Genomic DNA, 13,293 nt, shown 5'->3' on the forward strand with positions numbered 1-13,293 from the left:
TTCGGCCATTCGCCGAAGTGGGCGCGCGGGCACTCACCGGCCCGCGCGCCAGCGCTAGATCAGCGGGCAGCCTGAGACAGCTGCTGCTGCAGATCGGCGATCAGCTGATCAGCGCCCTGTTCGGGCGTCAGTTGACCAAAGGCCACCGCGTCGTAGGCGCGATTGAGCGTATCGGTCAGAGCCTGATATCCACCGGCCGGCCAGAACACCGGGTTGGCGGTATCGATAAGCTCTTGATACAGCTCGATATGCTCAACCTGGGTCGGCTGCGTATCAGGATCCTCGGCCTGTGCGGTCGCCAGGGCCGGAATGGACACCACGCCATTATCCGACTCATAGATCCCGGCCGCTTCTTCGTTCTGAGTCCAGAAGTTGATCCACTCGGCGGCCACGGGGACTCGCGCCTCATCGCAGCTGGCGCCGATCGCGATACCATTGGCACCGATGTCCATGCCGACCGTTCCATCAGGGCCAACCGGATAGGGTGTGATCCCGATCGTGGTACCGGGGCTCACAGTATCCACGGTAGTCTGCACCGAACCAAGCTGGTTAGGCGGACGGTTGGTCATGAAGCCGCGGTTGTTGGCAATGTTGGATTCTTCGATCAGCGCGCTATTATCGCTGATCATGACCTCGGGAGGCTCGGTGACCCCAGCAGTGCGCAGGGCTTCCCAATATTCGAACCACTGGACGGCGACATCCTTGGTGAAGCCGACATTCGAGCCGTCGAACACCTCTTCGCCATGCGACTGCACCCAGGTCACGAACGCATCCTGCTCGCGGCCCATATTGTGCACCGAGGCCGCGCCTTCGGGCAGATGCGGAAGGATGGCGGTTAGGTATTCAGCGAACTCGTCCCACGTGTAGGGGTAGTCGAGCGGTGCAACCCCGGCATCAGCTGCAGTCTGCGCCATCTGCTCATTATACATCAGGGCGAAGTAGAATACGCCATGCGGGATCATGTAGAGATTGCCATCTGCACCACGTGCTGAGTTCAGCACGGGCTCAGGAATACCCGACACGTCCAGGGTTCCGTTCTCGACCAGCTCGTCGAGTGGCATCAGGATGTCGGGACGCGCATAGGTTGCCAACCAGCGCGTCTGCATGGTGATGGCACAGGGCTGGTTGTTCCCGGTCGACTGGATCGTCAGGCGCTCCCAGTAAGGCGACCAGTCAGCGTTCTCGCGAACGATCGAAACGTTCGGGTGCTGACCTTCGAAAAGCTGGATGATCCGGTCAGTCTTGTCGTTACGGACCTGACCGCCCCACCAGCTGAACCGTATCTCGCCCTGCAGGTCACTATCCTGCGCGGCCGCGCCGTTTGGCAAAACGGCCATGGACAGAGCCAGGATCGAGGTAGCGAGCAGTGATCCAGCCACCCTCTTCTTAAGACGGAATTCTTGCATGGTTTCCTCCCTTTGCACATTCCCTCGCCTGCGCGTCTGACAACCAGCCTGCAGGCAATTTCTGTTCTGGCGCGACACGCCGCTCACCCCTCCGCGAGCACCCGGCGCCTCGTTGCCGGACTATTCTTGTATGCAAGAAACGCGACTGTCAACGATAATGAGTCACTAATTTGTCGCTTCTCCTGACTGACGCAGATTCCCCCCGAACACCCTGCATGCCTTGCCGCGCAAGGCAGATGTCCGAGAAAATTCAAACCAAATTGCCCCGCAGGGACGCACGCACAGGTAGACAAGGCACACTCGGCGACCGCGCGCGGCGAAAGACTATTGTATGCAACTATCCAGACAGTCCGTCAGGTCGCTTCATGAACCAATCCCATCGGGACACCGTCAGGCTTTCGAACACGCCCTGGGTCCAATACGGGTCAGCAAAGGCAAATTTTTCGGCGGCCTCTTGAGACTCGGCACGCATCACGATCATGCTGCCGATCGGTTCTCCATCCGCATCAAGATAGGGACCGGCAAGAATGAGATCTTCGTCCAGTCCGGCATAATAGGCACGGTGCTGCAGGCGATGTTCCAGCCTGCCTGCCATGCCATCCGCCTTGTCGCGGCCACTGACGATGAACAGCACTGCACCCTCCCCGACTAGCCAGTGGTCTTTTGGTATAGGCGCGACACCGAAGCGCCGTCCTCCATTTCGTTGCCGGCCTCCGCGTAGCGACGATATTGCCGCACGGCGACATCGAGCAGAGGTAAATCAAGCCCCAGATCATGCACGAAATGTTCCACCGATTTCAGGTCCTTGTTCACCTGGCGCACATAGCTGCGTGGTGGGTCGAAGTCTTCGGCACTCATCTGCGTATAGATGCGCTGCAGGATCGCGCTGTCCGCGAGTCCGCCCTTGAGGCAGACAGGCAGAAGATCCGGGTCAATCCCGGCGGCGCGGCAGCTCGCAAGAATCTCGGCCATAAGGATGTAATTGGCGCCCACGATCGCCTGATTCAGGATTTTGGTCTTCTGACCCGCGCCCAGCGGCCCCATCAACGTGACATTCTGTGCAATGGCGCGCAGCAGGGGCTCCACACCTCCAAACGCTGAGGGGTCGCCACCCGCCATGACTGTGAGTTCCCCTTGACGGGCTGGTGCCGGACCACCAGACATGGGCGCATCGACCCATTGCGCGCCCAGCTCTTCTTCAAGACGACCTGCCAACTTCACCGTCGCCTCCGGCGAAGTGGTCGAAAGGTCGACCAGCATGCGTGCACCGCGACCAGCCGCGGCAAAGCCACTAGAGCCGAAACAGACGCTTTCTATGGCTGCGTCACTCAGGACGCAGACGAACACGACATCAGAATTTTTCCAGACGTCGGCCGGGTTCGACGCCCATTTCGCGCCGCTTTCCTTGACTGTGTCATAACGCTCCGGCTCCAGGTTCCAGACAGTGAGCTCATAGCCCTGCTCTCGCAGCCGTTGCGCAATTGGCGCGCCCATAATGCCCAGACCCACAAGGCCAAGACGGGTCGAGGTGTCGAAGGCAAGTCCGGTCACGGCGCAACTCCTTCCTTAGTCTGAATACGATAGATGCGGGCGGCATTGTCATGGAACAGAGCCTGCTGGTCCCGTTCGGGCAGGTCACTCACGCAAGCCATGAACCCGTTGAATATGGTGCCGAAATCGGCCACCAGGCTGTCGACCGGAAAATTGGACGCGAACATGCAACGCGCCACACCGAAGATCTCGATAGTGTCGCGGACGACAGGGCCGTTCGCCTCGACGGTCCAGGGGAGATCCTTCTGGCCCAGCCCCGAAATCTTGATTGCGATATTGGGACACTCGGCGGCCCGCTTCAGGGCACCGCGCCAGGCATCGAGGCCCTCCGCACTGCGGTCGGACGGCAGGCCGGTGTGATTGATGATGATCTGGGTGTCCGGGAAGGCCGCCGCCAGATCCGCGGCCTCGGCCAAATGCCACCAAGGCGTTTGCAGATCGAAGCTGAGGCCGTTTGGTTTCAGCATTGCAAAACCGCGCCGGAAGGCCTGGTCGCCCATGCTGCCGGGCGCACCTTCTTCAACATCCTCGGGGCGTGCTGCCGCCTTTGGCTTGTGCCGGATGCCACGGACAAATCCGGTTTGGCCATGCGCCTCGAGCACGGACGCAGCGTCATCCCGGTCCAGCCAGGCCTGCGCCACCATGACGCTCGGCAGCCCTTCCTTCTTGCGAAGCGCCTCGACCCAGGCGACCTCACCCAGCGGGTCAGCCGGATTCCATTCGGTTTCGATGAAGACGCTTCCAGCCAGCTCGAACGCTGCGGCATCGCGCCGATAGTCGCCAGGCAGATAATTGCGCTTGAGCGCATCGTAATTGCCGTAGCGAAATTTCACCGGCTTGTCGGCGAGCCAAGGCAGATAATTGGCGTCCAGATCCCAGAAATGCTGGTGTGCATCAATAACCCGCACAGTCCCCTCCCCTTGCGGGAGCCGGGTTATCCGGCTCCCGACATCGATTTGGCTAGGCCTGAAGCTCAGCGTAGTAGCGATCGATAGCGTCGGTATCGACACTCTCGTCATGGGTTCGCCCAAGAGCGTCGTAGCGCTTGCGCCGGGCGTTCATGTCGGCGATCAGCACCGCCTTGGCATGCAGGGCGACCTGCTTGGCGATCTCGATCGGCACAACAATCAAGCCATCGTCGTCGCAGCCCACAATGTCGCCAGGGCGCACCTGCGCACCCCCGATACCAATCGTGGTGTTGAGTTCGACAACCTCGATCCGCCCGGGGATGATGGTCCGGCCGCGCTCCCGACAAACCATCGGCGTCTTCTGCATGGTGACTTCGCCGGTATCACGGCAATGACCATTGGTGACGATGCCCACTGCACCAGCAGCCTGCAGGGCAAGGACATTTTCAGACCCGAAGAAACCAACCTCGCCCGTGCTGCCCACGTCGGTGACAACGACGCTGCCGTCCTTCACCAGATCATTGAGACCGCGGCCATTGTGCCCGTGCTTGTTGAACCAGATACCGTGCGCGCCGACGATTTCCTCGGTCGTTTCAAGCGGCCACATCGGCTTGTTGGCCGGGACGCAGCGCTGCGTGACCGCAGGCCCCCAGAACTTCATGCCGAGCCAAAGCGGACGAATGTCCTGGGACACCAGACCAATATTGAAATAGCCAAGACCATCCATGGCGTCCGCGACATCCACGACGCGCAAGGGCTCGAAAAATTTGCGGATATGATAGGGATCCACGGCTTTGCCGTCGGCATCCTTGGGCTCGTAAGACATGACGAATCCTTGCTGGCGCTCAATTGGCGCCACCCTTTGAATGAAGTGATTTGGATGGGCTCCCCCCGATCCACACGCCATTCTTGTATGCAAGGTTTCGGTGAGTCAACGCTTTTCGGCGCATATTTTTGGCAATCAGGAATTCACCCAGGCATCATGCCGGGAAATTGGCCGGATGACGCACCGCAACTCTAGCCGTCATTTTCCAGGCGAGACTGCAGGAATGGCAGGCTGTTCAGGAAGTGCTCCCTGGTCAATTGCGCGAGCAATTTACCGTCACGGGACGCCAGCGCCGTGAACATCTTGGTGTGCTCGAACAGCGCTCCGGTCCAGCGACCGGTATCCAAATTGGCCAAGGCGCGCGCTCGCTCCACCCTCGGGACAAGCGACTGCCACACCGTGTAGAGCACTGGATTTGCGGCAATTTCTACCGTTCTTTGGTGGATTTTCTGATTGATCTGCATATAGGGCGCCCGCTCCTTGCGGGCGTGAAAATCGATCATCTCCGCCAGCAAACGGCCAATCTCGCCAATCTCGGCTTCAGTGATTTTCTGGCAGGCCAGCTCTGCTGCAATGCCTTCAATGGCGCCAAAGACAACGAACAGATGCTCGAGATCCGGCGCGTGCAATTCGGACACCACAACACTGCGGTTGGGCAAAAGGTCCACCAGCCCTTCAGCCGCCAGCGTCCGCAGCGCCTCGCGGACCGGCGTGCGCGACACGCCAAGTTGTTCACATAGCTGCATTTCTCGCAGCCGCTCACCCGGCGGCAGCTCGCCGGACAGGATCATGCTCCGCAGTTTGCCGGCGGCTTCTGCATGCAACTGTCCCTTTTTCCGCCCTGACGTGTCACCGGATTCGTCCGCCCAAGGGCCGTTTTCTGCAGTTTTGTCCATGCTTGCTCGTATGCAGCTTTCACAAAAAAAGCAAGATCACGGATTTCCACCCTTGATTTTCGACCAACACCAGTCTTGTATACAAGAATAGACAACAGGAAGGGGCTCGGCGCCGCCTTTCTGCACTTGGGAGGAGCCGATGTCCGAACGCGCTGACAATTCCAGCCAAACTGGAGCGCCCGATAACCTGCCGCCATTGACTGGCTTGCGCGTGCTCGATCTCAGCCAGGTCATGGCCGGCCCGTTCTGTTGCATGTTGCTGGGTGACATGGGCGCAGATGTCATCAAGGTGGAACCGCCCGGGACCGGCGACCAGACCAGAAAATCGATGGGTTTTCGCATGAAGGGCGAGGACAGTCCGGGCTTTCTGGCGCTCAATCGCAACAAGCGCAGCATCACGCTTGATCTCAAGACACCGGAGGGCCAGCGCACTTTGCACAAGCTGGTCGAAACCGCGGACATTCTGGTCGAGAACAGCCGGCCGGGGGTCAGCAAGAAGCTCGGTGCCGACTTCGAGACCCTGTCGCGGATCAACCCGCGGTTGATTTATGCCAGCATTTCGGGCTTCGGCCAGACCGGGCCGTGGTCTCAGCGCCCCGGTTTCGATCTGATTGCCCAGGCCATGGGCGGTGTTATCAGCGGCACCGGCATTCCAGGGGCAGAACCGGTCAAATCGGGCATTCCTGTGGGCGACCTCGGCGCCGGCATGTTCGCTTGCTATGGCATCCTTTCGGCCGTGATTGGACGCGAGCGCACCGGCAAGGGCCAGTATATCGACACCTCGTTGCTCGACGCTGCTCTTGCGCTGTCGGTTTGGGAGAGCACCGAATATTGGGCGACAGGCAAGTCGCCGGGACCGCTGGGTACGGCCAATCGCATGAGTGCGCCTTATCAGGCCTTTGCCGGATCGGATGGCTACTTCGTGGTCGGCGCGGCCAATCAGAAGCTCTGGCTGATTTTCTGCGATGCAATTGGCCGTCCCGAACTCAAGGACGACCCGCGTTACGCCAACAATATAGACCGCGTTCAGCGGCGCAGCGAGCTGGCAGACGAGCTGCGTCCGACTTTCCTCACCCGCACTGCCGAGGAATGGGTCGATCTGTTTCTGGGCGCCGGCGTTCCTGCCGGCCCAATCAATGACTACAGCGTTGCGCTCGACAATGAACATGTCCATCACCGCAAGGCGGTGATCGAAATCGAGCATCCGGTAGAGGGCAGTTTCAAGGCATTGGGGTTTCCGGCAAAGCTGTCGCACACCCCCGCTGCCGTCCGACGCCCGCCCCCTCTGCTTGGCCAGCACAATGACGAGATACTGGCTGAACTGGATCTGATCGACCAGCAGAACCGCAAAGCGGTCCCGGTATGACAGAACCCGTTGACCAGGGGCGCGTGCGTCTTGATCGGGATGGCGCCGTAGCACGGATAACTTTTGACCGGCCCAAGGCGCACAATGCCTTTACCTGGGCCATGTATGAAGAACTCGACTCTATTCTCGCTGCCTTAAGCCAGGACAGCGAACTGCGGGTCGTGACATTGCGGGGCGCCGGTGGAAAGGCCTTTGTCGCCGGATCCGATATTTCCCAATTCAGGGAATTTAGCGGCGGCGATGACGGCATTGCCTATGAAGCCAAGATGAACCGCTATTTCCAGCGCATCCTGGCGGTACCGGTACCCACGGTGGCCATCGTGGATGGCTGGGCGGTTGGTGGCGGGCTCAATATTGCAGCCTGCTGCGATATCCGCATTGCCAGCACCCGAGCCAGGTTCGGCAGCCCGATCGCGCGCACCATCGGCAATTGCGTATCCATGCAAACCTATGCCCGTGTCGTCGGTGGCTTTGGCGAGGCGCGTGCCAAGCGAATGCTGCTGCTGGCCGAATTCATCGCGGCGGAGGAAGCCATGACGGCAGGATTTCTTGCCCGTCTGGTAGAGCCTGACGAAATCGACCAGGCAGCGCAGGAGGTGGTCGAGCGTCTGCTGGAAAATGCCCCCATCACCTTGCGCGTCAGCAAGGCAGCCATAGGCCGCGTCCTGGCCCGCGATATCGACCCGGCGGACGACCTCATCGGCCTCACCTATGGCAGTGAGGACTTCCGGCGCGGCGTCGAGGCCTTCGTCAACAAAACCAAGCCTGAATGGCAGGGCCGCTGAAGCGGCGGGAGGATTACTGTGAGCACGTCCAATGACCGCATCAAGGTTTGGACCAGGATCGATCTGACCTTCAGGGCCAGCACCAAATTCAACAACCCCTATGCCGATGCGCTGGTCTGGGTGGACCTTGAGGGACCAGATTTCTCCAGACGCGTATACGGGTTCTGGAACGGCGGAGACGAGTGGGTCGTCCGCGTGCTTGCCAACGCCCCGGGCGAGTGGCACTGGACCAGTGGCAGCAGCCCCAAGGATGCCGGACTATCAGGGCAATCCGGCAGGTTTGTCGCCGAGAGCTGGACGGCCGCGGAACTGGATGCCAATCCAAACCGTCGCGGTATGATCGGGGCGAGCGCGAATGGTCGTGGGCTGCAATATGCCGACGGCACCCCATTCTTCCTTCTGGGCGACACATGGTGGTCTCTTCCCAGCTTCCGCTTTCCGCTCGCAGATAAAGCTACGGCTACCGGCACGCTCGGTCCCCAATCCACGCTCAACGACTATGTGGCCGTGCGCAAGGCTCAGGGATTCAATTGCGTCGGCCTGATTGCTGCCCAGCCCGCCTGGGCCAATGACGGCAAGCCGAACAGCCTGCAAATGGACGATGGCACCTGGGTGCGGGCCGCCTGGAAACAGCCGGGCACACAGTCCGCCAAGGACATGCACAATGAAGGCGGTCGCCCATTCGAATTCCCCGGCAAGGTGCCGGGCTTCGAGGACGTATTTCCGGACATGGACCGCATCAATCCGGACTACTTCAAGACCCTGGATCGCAAGATCGACTATCTCAATGAGCAGGGCATGGTGCCATTCATCGAGATCTCGCGGCGCGACAGCGGCCAGTGCTGGCAGAAATTCCATGACTGGCCAGAATCCTATGCCCGATATGTGCAGTACATGATCGCCCGCTATGGGGCCCATATCACGCTTCTGAGCCCCATCCACTACGACTATTATGAACAGACGATCCCGGCAGAAGACTACAATGTGCCGATCAACCTGGCGATCGAGCGCTATGGCAAGCCGCCATTCGGCACCATGCTGACGGCCAATCCCAATCCTTCGACGCTGGTCAATTTCGGTACGGACAGTTGGATCGACCTGCACCAATCGGGCAACGTGCGCGAGCACTATACCTATTGGTACCTGACCGAGATGTTCGAGGCCGAACGCAAGCCGGCAATCAATGGCGAACCCTATTATGCTGGCCTGCACCAGCTTGGGGAGCCCTATCCATTGCGGGTGCCACCCGACAGTGAAGATGATCGCATCTATGTCCGCTCAGGCCTCTATGGCAGCTTCCTCTCGGGCGGGCTGGCCGGCTTCATCTACGGGGCCGAGGGCATCTGGCAATCCGACGTCGAACCCGAATCCCTGCACAAGATGTGGGACAGCTTCGGTTGGGAGTCGGGCAATCAGGTTCAGCATCTCAAGACATTCGCGACTGTCGAGGGCCAGCGCTATCTCGAGCTGACCCCCTGCACCGAAATGGTGGTCCCCAACAAGACCGGGCCAGGATACGCCTATAAGGGATGGAGCTATTGTGCGGCCACGCCGGACCGGTCCTTGATCATGCTCTATTTCGAGGCCGACGCGCCGATGGAGGCACGGCTGCGTGGCGTTAGGCCGGGTGACCGGTTCCTGCCGCGCTTCTTTGATCCGCGCAACGGCAACTGGCACGATCCGGGCGAAGCCATTTCGGTGCCACGCAATGGTGTGCTGCCCTTGCCTCCCCGTCCTGATGCGATGGATTGGGGCCTGATGCTGCAGCGTCTCTAAGCAAGCACTTTCCTCCCAGGGAATGAAGGCGTCGGGCCTGAAAGGCCCGGCGCCTTCGCTTTGGTCGGCGGGCAGCAGCCCAACGAAAAGGGGCGCCTTGCAGCGCCCCTCGGACCATATCCTCTGATCCCCGCTATTTCTTCCGCAGCCGCTTCATGAAGTCCTCACGGTTCTTCTTGTAGGGATGCGGCGGCATGTCGGGGAACATGGACTGGGTGGACTCATCGGGCGCAATGCCAAGCGCTTCAAACAGCATGCCCCGGTCGTAGCGATCGTTCTCGGACTCCTGCTTGGCGTAATAGAGCACATCATCAATGACGTCCTGCGGCACCACGATGGCGCCATCGCCGTCCGCCACCACAAGATCGCCCGGACGGACCGTCGCGCCACCGATCTCCACCGTGGAATTGGGCTCCCCGAATTCGACGCGCCCCTGATACATGGGCTGCACCACCCAGCGGTGCCAGCATGGCATGGCCTTCTGGTAGAGCTGTTCATCTGTATCGCGGGCCCCGCCATTGGTGAGGACACCCTTCACCCCGTTCGCGGCCCAGACCATGGAGTCCATCGAGCCAATGGCCGGTGTCTTCTGGCCCATGGTGTCGATGACCAGAAAATCGCCTTCCCCCACCTGATCCTTGAAGTCTCCCATGTTCCAGAGCTGGCGATACCAATATTCATAAGCCCACTTGGTGTAGTCCTCTGGCGACAGCTCCGGTACCCGCTGCTGGGTCGGAATGTGCCGGTAGGTCTGGGCAAAGCCCGCTGCCTTGGTGCGGTAGAGCGGCCGGATTTCCGGGTCGACTGTACCGACGTGATGCAGCCCGACCCAATCCATGCCATCGCGGATATCGGTCACCCTGAGCTTGGCGACCGTATCGAGGATTTCCTTGCGTTTTTTGGCGTCCATTAATGCCTCCCTTGTTTACAATTTTCATTCGCCGCGCTGGCGATCCATCTCAGCCAGCTTCTGCACGCGGCGGCGGAAATGCGGTTCGGTGCTGAACTCTGCGGCGAGGAATGCTCGGGTGACGTCGGCTGCGATCTGGGGCCCGATGATCCAGCCGCCAATGCAGAGCACATTGACATTGTCATGTTCGACACATTGCCGGGCGACATAGGTATCATTGGCAACCGCGGCCCGAATGCCCGCAATCTTGTTGGCTGCAATGCAGGCACCGGCGCCCGTGCCACAGACCAGAACCACACGCTCCACCTTGCCGCTCTGGATCAGGCCGATGGCCGAACGGGTGACATCGGGAAAGTCCACCGGCTCTTCCGAAGTCGCGCCCATCTCGATCACCTCATCGCAATGCTGGGCCAGGACGTCCCGGATGAACGGCTTCATCGGGAAGCCCGCATGGTCACAGGCCAGGCCGATTGCGGCCCGACGCGGTATCTCAAATCCCCTCGCTGAAAGCGTCTCCGTCACGGTCGTCCTCCTCGTTTCCAATGAGTTCATACCGTGGTATTACCACGTTGACAAGGACTGGAGATCATCCCGCGCTTGACAGGACCGGGCCAAGCCAGCCAATTCGCGCGGCACAACGGGGGAAAGACGGGGATGGGAGCAGGACTGACGCGAGAGCCCGCCGACGAGGCCACCGGGTACGACCAGGTGTTCGCCTTTGTGCGCGAACAATTGCTCTCGGGACAGATGAAGGCCGGAGACCGTCTGCTGCCTGAGCGAGAACTGGCCACGCGGCTCGGCGTCAGCCGGCCGGTGATCCGTGAAGTGCTGCGGGCGCTGGCCGCTATCGGCGTAATCGAGATTCGCCATGGCTATGGCAGCGTCGTCCGGCGCCCCGATTTCGCCGAGCTGGGCGACCTGTTCACCATGATGCTCGCCCAGCAGGGCGAGGTGGTCGAGGATGTGATGGAGGCGCGCATTGCCATCGAGCGGCAGGCCATCAGACTGGCCTGCGCGCGCGCGACGTCAACAGATCTGGCCGCACTCGGCGAGGCGCTGCGGCGGGTTGAAGAAACCGTGAAAGACCCGCAGGTCGGTGGCGATGCCGATTTTGCCTTTCACGCCGCTTTAATCGCGGCGGCACACTCCCCGACCCTCGCGAGCCTTCACGCCGCAATAGCCGTCTTGCTCAAGCGCTCGCATCTGGAGCGACGCGAACGCATCACCAGCCTGGACGGCATCGAGACCTATCTGGTCGAACACCATCGCGAACTGCTGGCGGCCGTGGCGGCCAGAGACGCTGACAGCGCCGATCGGCTGCTGATGCAGCACTTTGCAATCGGCACCGAATATCAGCGGCGCGCCGCCGCCGGGCGTGACCGGAGCTCGCCTACCAGCTGACCGCGATATATTTGGTCTCGCAGAATTCGAGGATGCCGTGGTGAGCGCCCTCACGACCCAGCCCGCTCTGCTTGGTGCCACCAAAGGGCGCCGCCGGGTCGGATGCCAGGCCGCGATTGAGCCCGACCATCCCTGAATCCACCTTCTCGGATACGCGCAGGCCACGCGCCAGATCCTGGGTGAACACATAGGCGATCAGGCCATATTCGGTATTATTGGCAAGGGCGATGGCCTCGTCTTCGGTCTTGAAGAGCGCAATGGGGGCCACTGGGCCAAAAATTTCCTCGCGCATCAGTTTTGCCTGCGCCGGCACAGATGTGAGCACGGTAGGCGAGAGGAAATATCCCTTTCCGCCCCCCACCTCGCCCCCGGCCAGGACCTTGGCGCCACCCTCGACGGCTTCGCCGATCCAGCCACCGATGCGCGACACGGCCTCCTGGTTGATCAGCGGCCCGCACTGGGTTGCTGCATCATAACCTGGTCCGACCTTGAGAGCCTTCATCCGCTCGGCGAGACCGGCTGAAAAGGCTTCGGCGATGCCTTCCTGTACATAGAAGCGATTGGCCGCCGTACAGGCTTCGCCGCCATTGCGCATCTTGGCCACCATAGCGCCATCCAGCGCCGCCTCGAGGTCCGCGTCATCGAACACGATGAAGGGCGCATTGCCGCCCAATTCCATTGAACAGGAAATGACCGTATCGGCGGCTTCCCGCAACAGCCGGCGTCCGACTTCAGTCGAGCCGGTAAAGGACAGTTTCCGCACGCGCGGATCATGCAGCATGGCGCTGACCGTGGCACCCGCCTTGGAGGTGGTGATGACATTGATTACCCCATCGGGCACACCCGCCTCGCGATAGATTTCCGCCAGTGCATAAGCCGTCAGCGGGGTTTCCGTAGCCGGCTTCAGCACGCAGGTGCAGCCGGCGGCCAGGGCCGGCGCGATCTTGCGCGTCGCCATGGCGGCCGGGAAGTTCCAGGGCGTGACGAGCACAGCGACCCCGATGGGTTGGTGCTGCACCAGAATGCGATTGGCGCCGCTCGGCGCAATGGACAGATCACCATTGAGCCGGACTGCTTCCTCGGAAAACCAGCGGAAGAACTCTGCCGCATAGACCACTTCGCCCTGCGCATCGCCGAGCGCCTTGCCATTCTCGAGCGAAATGAGCTCCGCCAGCATCTGCTTGCGCTCAATCATCAGTTCAAAGCAGCGCCGCAGGATTTCACTGCGTTTGCGCGGAGCCGTGGCCGCCCAGCCGGAAAGTGCATCATGAGCGGCCGCGACGGCATCCATCGCGTCATCCACGCTGGCATCTGCCACCCGCCCGATGACGCTGCTGGTCGAGGGATCAATCACATCGATATCGCTGCCGCCCCTGCCCGGCCGCCATTGCCCTCCAATGAACAACTGGCCGGGAATGCTGGCCGGATCAAAACTCAGGTGCCCGGAGATTTGCGGATCCATGCTCAT

Annotated in this window: 13 protein-coding genes; 4 read left to right on the plus strand and 9 right to left on the minus strand. The window is 61.0% G+C overall.

Annotation, left to right across the window (positions count from 1 at the left end; genetic code table 11):
* Positions 1 to 59: 59 nt before the first annotated feature.
* The 6 genes from GO014_RS07190 to GO014_RS07215 all read right to left on the minus strand — a co-directional run bounded on the left by GO014_RS07190 (position 60) and on the right by GO014_RS07215 (position 5,587).
* A complete protein-coding gene (locus GO014_RS07190; RefSeq protein WP_157289655.1) occupies positions 60 to 1,406 on the minus strand; it encodes an ABC transporter substrate-binding protein in 1,347 nt (448 codons plus the stop codon).
* A 337-nt stretch (positions 1,407 to 1,743) separates the two neighbouring features.
* Positions 1,744 to 2,040, minus strand: coding sequence for a YciI family protein (locus GO014_RS07195; protein WP_157289656.1), 297 nt, complete (start codon positions 2,038 to 2,040; stop codon positions 1,744 to 1,746).
* 14 nt (positions 2,041 to 2,054) lie between these two features.
* A complete protein-coding gene (locus GO014_RS19510; RefSeq protein ID WP_343030811.1) occupies positions 2,055 to 2,957 on the minus strand; it encodes an NAD(P)-dependent oxidoreductase in 903 nt (300 codons plus the stop codon).
* Positions 2,954 to 3,865 carry an amidohydrolase family protein gene (locus tag GO014_RS07205; RefSeq protein WP_343030812.1) on the minus strand — a complete coding sequence of 304 codons (912 nt, stop codon included), beginning with the start codon at positions 3,863 to 3,865 and terminating at the stop codon, positions 2,954 to 2,956. Before GO014_RS07205 ends, GO014_RS19510 begins: the two co-directional genes overlap by 4 nt.
* 52 nt (positions 3,866 to 3,917) lie before the next feature.
* Complete coding sequence (locus GO014_RS07210; protein ID WP_116588663.1) at positions 3,918 to 4,691, minus strand: RraA family protein; 774 nt, start codon at positions 4,689 to 4,691, stop codon at positions 3,918 to 3,920.
* A gap of 191 nt (positions 4,692 to 4,882) precedes the next feature.
* Entirely contained in the window at positions 4,883 to 5,587 is a 705-nt protein-coding gene (locus GO014_RS07215) for a GntR family transcriptional regulator (RefSeq protein WP_157289658.1), read from the minus strand.
* A gap of 139 nt (positions 5,588 to 5,726) precedes the next feature.
* On the opposite strand from GO014_RS07215, the gene GO014_RS07220 reads away from it, so the two are divergent.
* The 3 genes from GO014_RS07220 to GO014_RS07230 are packed head-to-tail and all read left to right on the plus strand — an operon-like array spanning position 5,727 to position 9,514.
* Positions 5,727 to 6,953 (plus strand): CaiB/BaiF CoA transferase family protein, encoded by a 1,227-nt coding sequence (locus GO014_RS07220; protein ID WP_157289659.1) that lies wholly within the window; start codon positions 5,727 to 5,729, stop codon positions 6,951 to 6,953.
* Positions 6,950 to 7,738 (plus strand): enoyl-CoA hydratase/isomerase family protein, encoded by a 789-nt coding sequence (locus GO014_RS07225; RefSeq protein ID WP_157289660.1) that lies wholly within the window; start codon positions 6,950 to 6,952, stop codon positions 7,736 to 7,738. Before GO014_RS07220 ends, GO014_RS07225 begins: the two co-directional genes overlap by 4 nt.
* A gap of 18 nt (positions 7,739 to 7,756) precedes the next feature.
* Positions 7,757 to 9,514, plus strand: a complete 1,758-nt coding sequence (locus tag GO014_RS07230) for an apiosidase-like domain-containing protein (RefSeq protein WP_157289661.1) — start codon at positions 7,757 to 7,759, stop codon at positions 9,512 to 9,514.
* A gap of 133 nt (positions 9,515 to 9,647) precedes the next feature.
* On the opposite strand, the gene GO014_RS07235 is transcribed toward GO014_RS07230, so the two are convergent.
* Positions 9,648 to 10,424 carry an RraA family protein gene (locus tag GO014_RS07235; protein ID WP_104893759.1) on the minus strand — a complete coding sequence of 259 codons (777 nt, stop codon included), beginning with the start codon at positions 10,422 to 10,424 and terminating at the stop codon, positions 9,648 to 9,650.
* A gap of 24 nt (positions 10,425 to 10,448) precedes the next feature.
* Positions 10,449 to 10,946, minus strand: coding sequence for an RpiB/LacA/LacB family sugar-phosphate isomerase (locus GO014_RS07240; RefSeq protein WP_343030813.1), 498 nt, complete (start codon positions 10,944 to 10,946; stop codon positions 10,449 to 10,451).
* Between the two features lie 132 nt (positions 10,947 to 11,078).
* On the opposite strand from GO014_RS07240, the gene GO014_RS07245 reads away from it, so the two are divergent.
* Positions 11,079 to 11,825 (plus strand): FadR/GntR family transcriptional regulator, encoded by a 747-nt coding sequence (locus tag GO014_RS07245; RefSeq protein WP_157289663.1) that lies wholly within the window; start codon positions 11,079 to 11,081, stop codon positions 11,823 to 11,825.
* Here GO014_RS07245 and GO014_RS07250 read toward each other — a convergent pair.
* Positions 11,815 to 13,293, minus strand: a complete 1,479-nt coding sequence (locus GO014_RS07250; RefSeq protein ID WP_157289664.1) for an NAD-dependent succinate-semialdehyde dehydrogenase — start codon at positions 13,291 to 13,293, stop codon at positions 11,815 to 11,817. The genes GO014_RS07245 and GO014_RS07250 overlap by 11 nt on opposite strands.

Source organism: Devosia marina (assembly GCF_009758415.1).
Classification (GTDB): domain Bacteria; phylum Pseudomonadota; class Alphaproteobacteria; order Rhizobiales; family Devosiaceae; genus Devosia; species Devosia marina.